General features: G+C 67.5%; 12 protein-coding genes and 1 riboswitch. Of the genes, 4 read left to right on the forward strand and 8 right to left on the reverse strand.

Going from position 1 to position 14,590, the window contains the following annotated elements; translation table 11 throughout:
- Positions 1-180 precede the first annotated feature (180 nt).
- Both IU448_RS03400 and IU448_RS03405 read right to left on the reverse strand, forming a co-directional pair.
- Entirely contained in the window at positions 181-1,887 is a 1,707-nt protein-coding gene (locus tag IU448_RS03400) for a hydrogenase maturation protein (protein ID WP_228812011.1), read from the reverse strand.
- A gap of 437 nt (positions 1,888-2,324) precedes the next feature.
- On the reverse strand, positions 2,325-4,514 hold the full coding sequence (locus IU448_RS03405) for a malate synthase G (protein WP_195053998.1): 2,190 nt from the start codon (positions 4,512-4,514) through the stop codon (positions 2,325-2,327).
- 290 nt (positions 4,515-4,804) lie between these two features.
- Here IU448_RS03405 and IU448_RS03410 point away from each other — a divergent pair, with 290 nt between their 5' ends.
- The 4 genes from IU448_RS03410 to IU448_RS03425 all read left to right on the forward strand — a co-directional run bounded on the left by IU448_RS03410 (position 4,805) and on the right by IU448_RS03425 (position 7,633).
- Entirely contained in the window at positions 4,805-4,957 is a 153-nt protein-coding gene (locus tag IU448_RS03410; RefSeq protein WP_195053999.1) for a hypothetical protein, read from the forward strand.
- A 63-nt stretch (positions 4,958-5,020) separates the two neighbouring features.
- A complete protein-coding gene (locus IU448_RS03415; RefSeq protein WP_195054000.1) occupies positions 5,021-5,569 on the forward strand; it encodes an HNH endonuclease in 549 nt (182 codons plus the stop codon).
- Between the two features lie 27 nt (positions 5,570-5,596).
- Complete coding sequence (locus IU448_RS03420) at positions 5,597-5,845, forward strand: WhiB family transcriptional regulator (RefSeq protein WP_195054001.1); 249 nt, start codon at positions 5,597-5,599, stop codon at positions 5,843-5,845.
- A gap of 111 nt (positions 5,846-5,956) precedes the next feature.
- The gene (locus IU448_RS03425; protein WP_195054002.1) at positions 5,957-7,633 is read left to right on the forward strand and encodes a hypothetical protein; all 1,677 of its coding nucleotides are present in this window, start codon (positions 5,957-5,959) and stop codon (positions 7,631-7,633) included.
- A 421-nt stretch (positions 7,634-8,054) separates the two neighbouring features.
- Here the strand turns inward: IU448_RS03425 and gcvP are convergent, their stop codons facing one another.
- The 6 genes from gcvP to gcvH form a co-directional block, all read right to left on the reverse strand.
- On the reverse strand, positions 8,055-10,871 hold the full coding sequence (gene gcvP / locus IU448_RS03430; protein ID WP_195054003.1) for an aminomethyl-transferring glycine dehydrogenase: 2,817 nt from the start codon (positions 10,869-10,871) through the stop codon (positions 8,055-8,057).
- A 150-nt stretch (positions 10,872-11,021) separates the two neighbouring features.
- Positions 11,022-11,121, reverse strand: a riboswitch (glycine riboswitch).
- A gap of 100 nt (positions 11,122-11,221) precedes the next feature.
- On the reverse strand, positions 11,222-11,800 hold the full coding sequence (locus IU448_RS03435; RefSeq protein ID WP_228812196.1) for a MerR family transcriptional regulator: 579 nt from the start codon (positions 11,798-11,800) through the stop codon (positions 11,222-11,224).
- 175 nt (positions 11,801-11,975) lie between these two features.
- The gene (locus IU448_RS03440; RefSeq protein ID WP_195054004.1) at positions 11,976-12,449 is read right to left on the reverse strand and encodes a bifunctional nuclease family protein; all 474 of its coding nucleotides are present in this window, start codon (positions 12,447-12,449) and stop codon (positions 11,976-11,978) included.
- A 201-nt stretch (positions 12,450-12,650) separates the two neighbouring features.
- Entirely contained in the window at positions 12,651-13,454 is an 804-nt protein-coding gene (locus IU448_RS03445) for a MerR family transcriptional regulator (RefSeq protein ID WP_195054005.1), read from the reverse strand.
- Positions 13,455-13,516: 62 nt separating this feature from the next.
- On the reverse strand, positions 13,517-14,002 hold the full coding sequence (locus tag IU448_RS03450; RefSeq protein ID WP_030520553.1) for an FHA domain-containing protein: 486 nt from the start codon (positions 14,000-14,002) through the stop codon (positions 13,517-13,519).
- A 150-nt stretch (positions 14,003-14,152) separates the two neighbouring features.
- Complete coding sequence (gcvH, locus tag IU448_RS03455; RefSeq protein WP_195054006.1) at positions 14,153-14,551, reverse strand: glycine cleavage system protein GcvH; 399 nt, start codon at positions 14,549-14,551, stop codon at positions 14,153-14,155.
- Positions 14,552-14,590 lie beyond the last annotated feature (39 nt).

A 14,590-nucleotide genomic window follows, 5' to 3' on the forward strand; every position in this document is an offset into this window, starting at 1 on the left:
CTGCTGAAGTGCTCGAGATGTAGCACGTCTCTACTCCGCTTGTATTCAGTCGATTTCCGAACCACAGCCCCACCGGCAGGAGTTCGATGCACCCGAAGCCGGGTACAAAGCAAAAATTTCACCTCAGACGGCTCGACCTCGCCACTTGATGTCACAACTGGGCTAACCGGACCGGACCGGTCAACCCAGCAGATACGCCGGGGTGGCCGGGGGCTCGACGTTGTAGACGAAATTTTTCCGCAGCCGGTGGTACGGCTCGCCCTCGGCGAAGAAGTTCCGACGCATATGCGCCAGCTCCTCGGCCCGGTAATCGGCCAGTGGTTTGACCGCTTCGTCCGCTTCCCGCTGCCGTTTCTTCGCCGTCAGACGCCCCTCCAGTTCCGGCGAATCGGCGAGCAGGAGCGCCTCCCGGCGCACCCATTCGCGGAATTCGGCGGTACCGCCCGCCGCTACCCGGTCCACCAGACCGATCGCCGCGGCCTCGCCGGCGCCGACCGGCAGGGTTTCCCTGGTCAACCGCGCGGCCTCGGTCGCTCCCACACGGCGCGGCAGCGAATACGTCCAGTATTCCGAGCCGTAGAGGCCCATGAGCCGGTAGTGCGGATTCAGCACGACCGATTCGCGGCACCACACCTCGTCCGCGGCGAGCGCGAACATCACCCCGCCGGCCGCCGCGTTCCCGGCCAGCGCCGAGATCACCAGTTTGTCCGTCGTGGTGAGGATCGCCTCCACCAGATCGTTCATCGCGGTGATATTGCGCCACGATTCCTCGGCCGGATCATCGGCCGCCTCGATCACGCCGAGATGGATACCGTTGGAGAAGAAGTCGCGAGCCGGGCCCAGTACCAGCGCACGGATGGGCCGCGCGCAGGCCTGCCGGTAGGCATCGAGCAGGCGACGGCACTGCCCGGTGCTCATGGCACCGCCGGCGAAGGCGAATTCCAGGTAGCCCACGGAGCCCTGCTCGTAGTAGCACAGCTCCGACCAGGTATCGCGGACCGCCGCCTCGGCCGGGGTGACCGGCACCTCGGGAGTATCCGCGGGGAGATCGGCGCCGAGCGCGTCGACGGCGGGACGTTTGAAGGTGGCCGGGCCGCCCGGCGCCCGGCGCCGCCGCAGCTGCGGTAACCACACCGCGCCGTCGACGGTGGCGCGGCAGATCGCGCCGTCGCGAGTGGCGACCACGGCCCCGGGCGTGCCCCGCAACCGGTCCTCGCGATGGCCGCCGTGGATGAAGTACTCCCGGCCGTACAGTTCGTCGAGCACACCCGGCTGCGAATCGGCGGCGCGTAGTTTACGCAGCACCGAGTCGGTATCTTCACCGGCCCAGTCGATCCGGCGATATTGCTGGGAATGGTAGGGGCGCAGCTGCCCGGACACATCTGCCCGACTGTAATCCAAAGGCTCGGGCTCGAATTCGCCCCCGGCGAACCGGTCGACGGCAAGCAGCACCGCAACCACGGCGGCGTCCGAGACCTCATTGCGGTACAGCTCGCTCTTCCCGCACGCAGCCACCGGGAAACGCACCGAAGCCCAGATCGGACCCGCATCCATTTCCGCGACGGCCTGGAGTACGGTCACCCCCCATTCCCGGGCGCCGGTGCTGATCGCCCAGTCGAGCGAGGAGGGCCCCCGGTCCCCCTTCGGGCCCGGATGCACGATGAGCACGGTGCAGGCGGTCCAGATGTCCTCCGGGATCGCCGTCGTCAGCATCGGCGCCACGATGAGGTCCGGGCGGAAATGCCCCACCCGCGCCCGCAGCAGATCGTCGCCGAGCGCCAGTTCGACCCCCACCTCGTGCCCACGACCACGTAACTCGGTGTGCACGCGCTGGCTGAGACTGTTGAATGCGCTGGCGACGAGCAGGACGCGCAAGGTTTCCTCCATCGGGTGAGATCTGTTCGATCCCAACGTATTGTTTCGGTTCCCGACAAAGCTAATCCGTCAGCGGGGTACCCGCAGTCCGGGTGATCCCGGCAATAGTTATCTGCCGCGATGTAATTGCCGGTCGACCAGTACATTCCGTTCTCTCGCGGCACGACGAGTCGCTGGTGGCGCGTCTACCCCACCGCACCGGACTCGTCACCGGCCCTTACCGGGCGTATCCGCAGTCCGGCCGGCAACGCTCGGATCACGTCGCACAGTGGTCGCCTCCGGCGGTGTCATCTGCGGTGCCGCCACAGTCTGGGATCTGTCGGCCGGGCGGACAGGTCGCCGGCCCGGCCCCCGCCGGGCACCCGGGTTTGCACGGTCCCATCATGAAAAATGACGCCGCCCCCGACCGGGCGCGGTCGAGGGCGGCGTATACGGCGACAGGCAGGCAGCTAGGACCCGTTCTTCCCCGCCAGTGCCTTCGCCTCACGGCGGCGGCGGTGCAGGATCGGTTCCGTGTAGCCGTTGGGCTGGGTGGTGCCCTCCAGGATCAGCTCCTTCGCGGCCTGGAAGGCGACGCTTCCGGCGAAGTCCGCAGCCATCGGCCGGTAGTCCGGGTCACCGGCGTTCTGCCGGTCCACCACCGGGGCCATCCGTTCCAGGCTGGCGATCACCTGGTCGGTGGTGACCACGCCGTGCCGCAGCCAGTTGGCCATCAGCTGGCTGGAGATGCGCAGCGTGGCGCGGTCCTCCATGAGCGCGATATCGGAGATATCGGGAACCTTGGAGCAGCCGACACCCTGGTCGATCCAGCGGACCACGTAACCGAGGATCGACTGCGAGTTGTTGTCCAGCTCCTGCTGCTTGTCCTCCTCGCTCCAGTTCGTATCGGCCGCCAGCGGGATCTCCAGGATCTCGTCGACGCTCGCGCGGGCACCGCCCTTGGCGATTTCGGCCTGCCGCTTGAACACATCCACCAGGTGGTAGTGGGTGGCGTGCAGGGTGGCCGCTGTCGGCGACGGCACCCAGGCGGTGGTCGCGCCGGCCTTCGGATGGCCGAGCTTCTGTTCCAGCATCCCCGCCATCAGGTCCGGCATGGCCCACATACCCTTGCCGATCTGTGCCTTACCGGGCAGGCCCGCGGCGATACCGGTATCGACGTTCCAGTCTTCGTAGGCGAGGATCCAGCGCTGGGTTTTCATCTCGGCCTTGCGGATCATCGGGCCCGCCAGCATCGAGGTGTGGATTTCGTCGCCGGTGCGGTCCAGGAAGCCGGTGTTGATGAACACCACCCGGTCGGCGGCGGCGTTGATGCACGCCTTCAGGTTCACCGTGGTGCGGCGTTCCTCGTCCATGATGCCGACCTTGAGTGTGTTACGCGGCAGGTCCAGGACATCTTCGACGGCGGCGAACAGATCGTTGGTGAACGCGACCTCGTCCGGGCCGTGCATCTTCGGCTTCACGATGTACACCGACCCGGTGCGGCTGTTGGTCAGCGTCACATCGTCGCGCAGCGAATGTTTGGCGACGAGGGAGGTGATGATGCCATCCAGGATGCCCTCGGGCACCTCGTTGCCCTCGGCGTCGAGGACGGCATCGCTGGTCATCAGATGGCCGACGTTACGGACGAACAGCAGCGACCGGCCGTGCAGCGCCAGCTCGGAACCGTCGAGCGCGGTATAGACGCGGTCCGGGTTCATGGTGCGGGTGAAGGTTTTGCCGTTCTTGGTGACCTCTTCGGCGAGATCGCCCTTCATCAGGCCCAGCCAGTTGCGGTAGCAGAGGGTTTTGTCCTCGGCGTCCACGGCGGCGACCGAATCCTCGAAGTCCATGATCGTGGTGACCGCGGATTCGATGACGACGTCCTTGACACCGGCGGTATCGGTGCTGCCGATGGGCGATTCGGGGTCGATCTGGATCTCGATATGCAGGCCGTTGTGCTTCAGCAGGATCGCGCTGGGCGAGGCCGGATCGCCGATATAGCCGATGAGCTGGCCGGCGTCGGCCAGGCCGATGGTGGTGCCGTCTTCCAGACCGACCTCGAGCTCACCGTCGACGATCGCGTACGAGGTGGATCCGATATGCGAGCCGGTGATCAGGGTGACGGCGTCGTCGAGGAAGTTACGCGCCCATTCGATGACCTTGTCACCGCGCACCTTGTTGTAGCCGGTGCCCTTCTCCGCACCGCCGGTCTCCGGGATGGCATCGGTGCCGTAGAGCGCATCGTAGAGCGAACCCCAGCGCGCGTTCGCGGCGTTGACGGCGAAGCGGGCATTGCTGACCGGCACGACCAACTGCGGGCCGGCGGTGCTGCTGATCTCGTCATCGACACCGGTGGTGCCGATCGTGAAATCCGCAGGTTCGGGACGCAGGTAACCGATCTCGGTCAGGAACTGTTTGTAGGCCGAGCGGTCGTAGCCCGTGCCCGGGTGCTCGCTGTGCCAGGCGTCGAGCTTGCCCTGGATTTCGTCGCGTTCGGCCAGCAGGGCCCGGTTGCGCGGCGCGAACTCCTCGATGATCCGCTCGGCGCCGGCCCAGAACGCGGCGGAATCGACGCCGGTGCCGGGCAGCGCCTCGTTCTCGACGAAGTCGTGGAGAACGGTGGCAACCTCGAGCCCGCCGACCTTTTTCCGCTCTGTCATCTACTTGCCTCACTTCCGCGAATACCGGGTGGAAAGTCGATAGATATGTTACCGACCGGTAGTGCCGCTTCGGCCGCCGGGTGAGCTGTGTATATCGCGCCGCCTCCGGCGTCGGGGGTCGGGGCCCTGTCGACCCCTGTTCTTCACTCCTCCGCCGGCCGTTCCGGCACAGTCGAAGGCGCCGCAACGGCCCCGAAAAATGGGCCGACAACTGCTGGGGCCCTGTGCCACCATGTATTCCACCGGCCATCACAGGGGCGGCCGATGATTCTCAGGAAGGAGGAGTGGTCTTGTATCCCATCGCACCGGCAGAGAAACCCGGTTCGTGTGTGCCGTCCGGGCAGTGCGCCGGCGTCGCCGAGCGGCCGATGAACGCCGAACAGTCGCGGCAGCCGAAATACGCGAACGATTCGATCGACCGGCTCCTCCCGCAGCAGCGCTGAGTCGCTCACCTCGCTCCCTGTTCAAGTCCGGGCTCTCCCGGCCGTCGAAACCTGGTGATTCCCATGCCGTTTCCCGCTGTCACCGAACCGGTGACCATCACTGCGGACAATTGGATACACAGTCGAGTGTTGGTGCTCAATGCCAGCTACGAGGCGCTGGACCGGGTTGCCGCCGATCGGGCGGTGGTGCTGCTGATCAGCGGGATCGCCGAATCGGTAGTGGTCCGCCGGCCGCATTTCCCGATCCGGTCCCGGCATACCGAGATCATGCTGCCCGAGACCATCCGGCTGGTGCGGTACCGGTACCTGGCCCATATCGCCGTCCGGACGCCGGGCAGCCGGGCCACCCACGCCGGGGTGTTGCGACGGGACGGGAACCGGTGCGGCTACTGCGGTGACTGGGCGCCGACCGTGGACCATATCCGGCCCCGCAGCCGCGGCGGACCCAACACCTGGGAGAACCTGATCGCCTGCTGTGTCCCCTGCAACACCGGCAAGGCCGACCGCACCCCTGAAGAGGCGGGGATGCGGTTGCTGTGGGAACCCCGGGCACCGCAGCCGCTGGCCCGTGAACAGCGGCGGGTGTGGAAACACCTGGCCGCTACCCCCTGAACCGATCCGCGAAAGGAGGGGATCGATATGACCGTCGAAGTGCTGGCGGACCTGCTGCCCATATCCGACAGCCGCGGATGGCACCGCGCCGCCTGTCGCGGCGACCCGAACCACGAAGCGTGGTTCCCGTATCCATCGCAGGACTTCGAGTACGCGCGTGCGGTATGCGGCCGGTGCCCGATCCGGCCGGACTGCCGCGGCTTCGCCGAACGGACCGGCCAGTCCGGGGTGTGGGGCGGGCACGAATTCGACCGGGGAAAGATGATCCGCGAATAGCCGGCTCGAACCGGCGCGACGCCGGAGGTGGTGCCGAGTGCACCCCTCCGGCGTCGTGGGGTGAGCCGTCCGTGGCGCCACAATCGGTTGTCCTCCTTACACTGACTGGCCGTGGGTACCCATCGCAGCACCGGCTCTTCCCGGGAAATCAGCAGGGGGCCGGTGATCACCGCGGTGGTGGTCGTGGCCCTGATCGCGGTCGTCGTCGGCTGGTGGCAGTTACGCCCGGATTCGGCGAATGGCACAACGGCCGGCGGCACCTGCTCGGAGGGCCGCGCCATCCTCGATGTCACCGTCGACCCGGAAATCGCCGACCCGGTGCGCACCATCGCGGCCCGCTACAACGAGACCCGGCCGGTGGTGCTCGATCATTGCGCGGAGGTGGCGGTCACCGAACGGCCGACCGCGGATATGGTTGCCGCCTTCACATCGGGTGCCACCTGGAATCCGGTCCTGGGGCCCCGGCCGGCACTGTGGATTCCGGTATCGGGCAGGCAGATCGAGTCGATGCGGGTGCCCGGGCTGATCGAAGGCACGCCGCGTTCCATCGCGTCCAGCCCGATCGTGCTGGCCGTCCCCGAGATACTGCGCCATGCACTCGCCGCCACCCAGACGTCCTGGGCGGACCTGCCCCGGCTGCAACAGGACTCACTGGAGGCCATCGGTCTACCCGGCTGGAACGGACTCGAGCTGGCGCTGCCGCCGGGCGATACAACGCTGGCGGTGGCCGCCGCGGTGGCGGGAGCCGTCGCGGGAACCGACCCGCTCACCGCGGAGGCGGCGACCGGCGGACAAGCCGTCTCCGCGGTATCCGCGCTGGCGGCCGCGGCGCCGGAGGTCGCCGACACCTCGGCAGCGATCACGGCACTGTCGGCGGCCGCCCCGGCCGAGGCCGCGGTCCACGCGGTGCCGGTGACCCAGCGGCTGCTCGCGGCGAACCCTGGCGCCACGTTCTACCTACCGGTCGGCGCAGCACCCGTGGCCGACTATCCGGCCGCGGTGATGGCGGGGCCGTGGGTGGACAAGGCCGAGAACTTGATCGCCGGTCTGTTCGCCGAGTACCTGCGCAAACCGGAACAGCAACGTGATCTGATCGCGGCCGGCTTCGCCGCCCCGCCGGCCCAACCCGTTCCCGTCCCGCCGCGGGAAGCGCTGGACCGGCTCCGCGCTGTCCTCGACAACCCTGTCCTCGGGGTACACGCGACAGCGCTCGTGGATATCTCGGCGTCGATGGCGACCACCGACGGCGAACAGAGCCGGCTCACCAATACCGTCGGTGCACTCGCGTCCACGGTCAACGTCATGCCACCCGAATTCGGCCTGGGCATATGGACCGTCGGCGCGGACACCGGCGGCGGTAACCCGTACGAGGTGGTCGTCGGCACCGCTGCACTCACCGACGAGCACCGCGGGACACTCATGGGTTCGCTGGGCGATATCGAGGCCGCGGCCGCGGACACCGGCGAGTGTTACCCGGCGCTGCTCGCCGCCTACCGCGCCGCAGTCGAGAACTATGCCGCCGACCGCACCAATTCCCTGCTGCTCGTCACCGACGGCCCGGAAGAAAATTCCGCCCTGAGTGGCGCCGACTTGCTGGACGCCATCGAGGCGGCAGGCGGCCCGCAGACCCCGATCCGCGTCGACGTCATCGTCATCGGCGGTGTCGGCGCCGGCGCCGACACCCTGCGCATCCTCACCGAACGCACCGGAGGCACTTACAAGGTCCTGCCCACCAGCAACGATCTCGAATTCGGAACGGCCATGGTCAACGCGCTGACCGCCCCCTGACCCGCCGACGAGGTCAGCCGACGCCGCTCACACCGTCGAGCGGGCCCAGGCCACGGGCCGGCTCTGCGGTGCGAGCGGTGGTTCCGGCGCTGGCCGCTGGGAGACTTCGTGCCCGATTACGGGCGCTACACGATCGGCGGCACAGTCGAATCCGCGGCCGACCGGCTCATCGGCGAACGGGCCCAGCACAGCGGTTCACGGAAACCGCCGCCGCGAAACGCGGGCCGAGCCTCCCCGTACCCCGTCTTCCGATACGGCACCGGACCGGCACCGCCGGCGGACGACCGAACCGCTGGTGGGACGGCCGGGTGGCTGCCCGACAACCGCCGAACGGTCGAGCCCGGAGGCGAACCCCGGCGACCGGGCAGCCGGAGCGTCGATACCGGACGGCACTGTGGTCAGCGTCTTCGGATCGAACCGCTCAGTCGATGTACGCCTCGGGCGGTGGGCAGGTGCACACCAGGTTGCGGTCGCCGAACGCACCGTCGATCCGGCGTACCGCCGGCCACACCTTGGCCCGGGTATGCGCGACCCCACGCGGGTATACCGCGACCTCCCGGCTGTAGGGATGATCCCATTCCGCGACCAGGCACGCCGCCGTATGGGGCGCGTTGCGCAGCGGGTTGTCGTCCACCGGCCACTCCCCCGCGGCGACCCGGTCGATTTCGCGGCGGATGGCGATCATCGCGTCGGCGAATGCGTCGAGTTCGGCGAGGTCCTCGCTTTCGGTGGGCTCCACCATGAGTGTGCCCGCCACCGGGAAACTCATGGTGGGGGCGTGGAATCCATAGTCGGCCAGTCGTTTGGCCACATCGTCGACGGTGACACCGGTGCGTTTGGTGATCTCGCGCAGATCCAGGATGCATTCGTGGGCGACCATATCGTTGGCCCCGGTGTACAGCACCGGATAGTGCTCTCCCAGCCGGCGAGCCAGATAGTTCGCCGAGGCGATCGCGGTGAGGGTGGCGCGGCGCAGACCGTCCGCACCCATCATCCGGATATAGGCCCAGGTGATCGGCAGAATCGATGCCGAACCGTATTTCGCCGCCGATACGGCGTGCGAATCGGGGACCAGCGGATCACCGGGCAGGTACGGGGCCAGGTGTGCGCGAACGGCGACCGGGCCGACACCTGGTCCGCCGCCGCCGTGCGGAATGCAGAACGTCTTGTGCAGATTGAGATGGCTGACATCCCCGCCGAACCGGCCCGGCCGGGCCAGCCCGACCAGCGCGTTCAGGTTCGCACCGTCGACGTAGACCTGGCCGCCGGCATCGTGGACCAGCGCGCACAGCTCGGCGATCTCCTGTTCGTACACGCCGTGCGTGGACGGGTAGGTGATCATGATGCAGGCCAGCCGGTCGGCGTGGTCGGCGATTCTGGCGCGCAGATCGTCGAGATCGACATCGCCGTTGGCCCGGCATTTCACCACCTCCACCCGCAGACCGGCCATGGCCGCGGAGGCGGCGTTGGTGCCGTGGGCACTGGACGGGATGAGGCAGGTGTCGCGGCCGGTATCGCCGCGGCCGAGGTGGTAGCGGCGGATGGCGAGCAGGCCCGCGTATTCCCCCTGGCTACCGGCGTTGGGCTGCAGGCTCACCGAGTCGTATCCGGTGATGTCGGCCAGCCAGCGCTCCAGATCGCCGATCACCCGCAGCAGCCCGGGGGCGTCGCCGGCCGGCGCGTACGGGTGCAGCCGGGCGAAGCCGGGCCAGGTGATCGGCTCCATTTCCGCAGTCGCATTGAGTTTCATCGTGCAGGAGCCGAGCGGGATCATACTGCGGTCCAGCGCGATATCCTTGTCCGACAGTGCCCGCAGGTACCGCAGCATCGCTGTTTCAGTGTGGTACCGCGTGAACGCCGGGTGGGTGAGGAACTCCGAGGTGCGGTCGGCGATACCAGGGCCGACAGGTTCGGCGGGCGCGACGCCGAATGCGTCGAGCACCGCGGCGATATGGTCTTCGGTCGTGGCCTCGTCACAGGCAACAGCGATATGGTCGTCGTCCACCTGGCGCAGGTTGATCCCGCGCGCCGCGGCCTTGGCGACCACGCTCTCGGCGTGCCCGGGCACGCGGGCCAGAACGGTATCGAAATACTTGTCGTGCACCAGGGCCTCGCCCAGCGCGGCCGCCAGCCGTTCGGCGTGCCGGTGCACACGCCTCGCGATGGCCCGTAATCCGTCGGCGCCGTGGTAGCAGGCATACATTCCGGCCAGGATCGCCAGCAACACCTGCGCGGTGCAGATATTGGAGGTGGCTTTCTCCCGCCGAATATGCTGCTCCCGAGTCTGTAATGCGAGCCGGTAGGCCGCAGCGCCGTCGGCATCCTTGGACACCCCGACCAGGCGGCCGGGCAGCTGCCGCGCGTGCGCGGTACGCACCGCGAGATAACCGGCATGCGGCCCGCCGAAGCCCATGGGCACCCCGAACCGTTGCGTGGTGCCGAAACAGACATCGGCGCCCTGTTCCCCCGGCGGAGTGATCAGGGTGAGCGCAAGCAGATCGGCGCCGGCCGCCACCAGCGCACCGCGCTCGTGGGCCTGCGCAATGGTGCCGGTCCAGTCCACCACGCGTCCGGAAGCACCCGGCAGTTGCACCAGCACGCCGAAGAACTCGCCGTCGGGCAGCCCGGCGCCGGCCAGATCGGCTTCGACGATTTCGATACCGAGCGGTTCGGCGCGGGTGGCCAGCACGGTGCGGGTCTGCGGGAAGAGATCCCGATCGACCACCAGACGGGTACCGCGGCCGCGGCCGGCCCGGTGCATCAAGGTCATCGCCTCGGCCGCCGCGGTGGCCTCGTCCAGCATGGACGCATTCGCCACGTCCATACCGGTCAGGTCGGTGACCATGGTCTGGAAGTTGAGCAGCGCCTCGAGCCGGCCCTGGCTGATCTCGGGTTGGTAGGGCGTGTAGGCGGTGTACCAGGCCGGGTTCTCCAGCAGGTTGCGCACCAGCACGGGCGGGGTCAGGGTGTCGTAGTAGCCGAGCCCGATCATCGAAGTGGCCACCGTATCGGTGGCCGCGAGCGCGGCCAGTTCGGCCAGTACCTCGTGCTCACTCGCGGCCGGCGGCAGCCCTGCGAGGGGGTCGGAGGGGCCCGTCGGCGGGTAACTGTCCCGGATCCCGGTAGGCAGTGCGGCGGCGGCGAGTTCCTCGGCGGAGGCGATACCGATCTCGGCGAGGATATGCGCGAACCCGGCGCCGTCGGGTCCGATATGCCGGTCTGCGAAGCTCTGGGTCACCACGGCTCCCTGGTAGAGCGGGCCGACCGTACGGCCGGCGCTGGACCCTCCCCCTCTGTCGCGGCGCCTGAGAGCTTCGGCAACCGGCCGGGGACCGGGCGCCTTTCACCATGGGCGGGTGGCCCGCAGCCACCTCTTTCCAGAGGCGCCGGTTCCCGCACGGTCCTGGTGCCTGAGAGATTGACGGGGAGGTGCTGCTCCTTCGGCGCCCGGCTCCATCGAGGATCCGGGGCTCTCCCGCACGGCTACGGCGCCCGGCTATCTTATCCCGGTGGCCGGGCGGGACGAGAACTCACCCAGAATGTGTCCTTCGCCGCACCGGAATCCCGCGAACCGGGCACAGGGCTACGTCAGCCGGTTTTCCGGGTCATCCGCGCTTTGCGCCGGTAGGACAATTCGTCCTCGGGCCGCTCGGTCGATTCCGCCGCGCGTTCCGCGGGAAAAGCCGCGATCGCGCCGGTGAGCTCCCGCATCGCGCTGTTGACCGCGATACCGAATACGCCTTGGCCGCCCTGCAGTAAATCGACGACTTCTTCCGGCGAGGTGCACTCGTAGACCGAGGTGCCGTCGGAGAACAGGGTGATATTCGCCAGATCCTGCACGCCGCGGCTACGCAGATGATCGACCGCGATGCGGATGTTCTGCAGCGAAATACCGGCATCGAGCAGACGTTTCACGATTTTCAGGACCAGGATGTCCTTGAAGGAGTACAACCGCTGGCTACCCGACCCGGCCGCGCTGCGAATGGAGGGTTTGACCAGGCCGGTCCGCGCCCAGTAGTCCAATTGCCGATAGGTGATACCCGCGACCTGGCACGCCGTCGGAACCCGGTATCCGACCAGGTCGTCGGGGACCGAATCGTCGGGGAACAATCCGGGTTGTATTTCGTAGCGCCGAGGCGGGCCCACTTCCGACCGCATATCCCGCATATGCTCTGCCACTGAACTACTCCCTTGCTCCGCCGATCTGTGCCCATACCCGACGGCCCGGCGTCGAGTACGAGGCTACTCTTCCCATTCTCTCGGCCGCAGAGGTGCCGATCCAAACGCGACGCGCGGTAATGGTCTCGACCTGTAGTTGAGGTCTAGAAAATATTCGGGAAACTCAACTGTCGGTCGCTTTGAAATCGTCCGGGGATACCGACTCGAGGAACTCCTTGAACTTTTCGACTTCGTCCTCGCGTTCATCGGGCATCACCAGACCGGCTTCCTCGAGCACGGATTCCGCCGCATAGATCGGGCAGCCCACACGGAGCGCGATGGCCACCGAATCGGAGGGGCGCGCCGATATCCGCACCTCGTTCTCGAACACCAGATCCGCGTAGAAGGTGCCTTCCTTCAGATCCACGATATGGACCTCTTCGAGAGTGTGCCCCAGATCGGCGATCAAAATCTTGATCAGATCGTGGGTGAGCGGCCGGACCGGTGTGACGCCCTCCTGTTCGAGCACTATCGCCGTAGCCTCGGCCTGCCCGATCCAGATGGGCAGATACCGCTCGCCCTCGGCCTCCCGCAGCAGCAGGACGGGCTGATTCTGTGGCTGCTCGACCCGGATGCCGATCACGCGCATTTCGCTCATCGCACTGCCTCCCATACTCCCCGGCCGCCCGCCCTCGCCGATGCAGGACTCGCCGTACCACGAGTCTAGGCGAATTCCGGGCGCTGCCGCGATGGCACACGGGGCTAGCGGAATCGGTGTGTTGCCACCGGCGTCGGCGCCGGCGATCCCCCCGCAGGTCAGACCGATACCGCCGCCGGGACGGCACCCGGCGCGGGCAATTCAGCCGCCCAGCGAGTTGCGCACCGACGCCTTCACCAGGCTCGCGTGCAGGGTGAGCGACAGTGCGGCCAGTTCGCGCACGGTCTCCTCGGCCCGGGCGCGGGCGCCCGCGTCGCGGCTCTTCGCGATCGGCGCGGCGATCTGCGCAACCAGCGCCGCCTCCCGGTCCGCGGCGAGTTTGAACGCCCGCAGATGCCGGGCTTCCAAACCGAATTCGGCCATCGCCTTGGCTGTGGTGGCCAAAGTCACCGCATCGGCATCGAAGAAACCGGCGGCACCCGGGGTGATCAGATTCGCCCGGATCAGATCGGTGAGGAATTTATCGTCGATACCGGCCTGCTCGAGCAGATCCTCGCGGGTCACCCGGATCTCGTGATCGAATTCGAGTTCGTCGGCGGTGATCCGGCCGGGCTGGACCGCCAACCGGCGCGGCGGCCGCGGTGTCAACGCGGCCTCGTCCGCCACATCCCGCCCCGCGTCCGGCCGGGCGGTGCGAGCCCGCGCACGGGCCTCACGTACCCCGAGCGTCGCGGCTCCGCTGTCGATGGCCTCGAGCTGTTCCTTGATCACCTTCAGCGGCAGATACTGGTCACGCTGCGCGGTGAGCACGAATCGGAGCCGCTCGTAATCGGCCACCGAGAACCGGCGGTAACCCGACGGGGTTCGTTCCGGCCGGATCAGGCCCTCTGCTTCCAGGAAACGGATCTTGGAGATGGTGATATCCGGAAAATCCGGCCGCAGCAGATCGAGCACGGAGCCTATCGACATCCCTCCGTGCGCCCATTGCTGCGCCGCGCCTGTCATGACTTGGAGTCTTTCATGCCGAAGCGCCGATCACCCGGATCGGCGCACCGATCATCACCTGTTCACAAACTACCGGCACCGGCGGCCGAACCGGCCTCCTGTGTCCGCGGCCCGGTGAGGAAAACCAGCCGGAACTTACCGATCTGCACCTCGTCACCGTTCTGCAGTTCCGACGAGTCCACCGGCTCCCGGTTGACATAGGTGCCGTTCAGACTGCCCACATCCACGACCTGGAAGGAGTCCTCGTCCTGCCGGAACTCGGCATGACGGCGGCTGACGGTGACATCGTCGAGGAAGATATCGCTGTCGGGATGACGGCCGGCCGAAGTGGTCGGCTGATCCAGCAGGAACCGCGAACCCGCGTTCGGGCCGCGTTTGACCACCAGCAGCGCCGCTCCGACCGGAAGACCCTCGACACCCTGCACCGGCTGTTCACCGGTCGGCTCGCCGGAGCGCGATGCGTCGACCTCGTTCAGGAAATCCGCGCGGAAGACCGACGTCGTCTCGGCCGCGGTCTCCCCGTAACCCGGGTCTTTGTTCTCGCTCACCGTTTCTCTCCTCCTCGAACCTCATAAACCATGCAGGCAGATGCCGCGGTGCGACGTGGCTCGGCGGCCCCGACTCCGGGCGGCACATCCGTTGGCATTGACCGTACCCTGCCGGGCCGTGCCCGTGCAGGTAGAACCGGGAAGGCTGAATCAGCCCCCGATAACTCCTTGATAACCTGCGGCATCGAGCAGTTCACCGAGACTCGAGTCCAGTGCCGGAGCACTGTCGACCTCGAGTTCGAACAACCACCCGCCACCGTAGGGATCGGTGTTCAGCGTTTCCGGCTTCGCCTCCAATTCCTGGTTCACCGCAACGACTTTCGCGCTCAGGGGAGCGTAGATGTCGGAAACGCTCTTGGTCGATTCGACCTCGCCGACGCCGTCCCCGGCGGCAACCTCGGCACCGGTTTCGGGCAACTGAACGAACACGACGTCACCGAGTTGCGACTGCGCGTAATCGGTGATCCCCACCCGGACCCGGGTGGGCTCGATCCGACGCACCCATTCGTGTTCGGCGGTGTAGCGCAGGTCCTCCGGAGCCCGGTTCACGTGGTGTCCTTTCCTCGTGTCGTCGTGCACGATGCAGCA

This window comes from Nocardia flavorosea, from assembly GCF_015477805.1.
Lineage (GTDB): Bacteria > Actinomycetota > Actinomycetes > Mycobacteriales > Mycobacteriaceae > Nocardia > Nocardia flavorosea_A.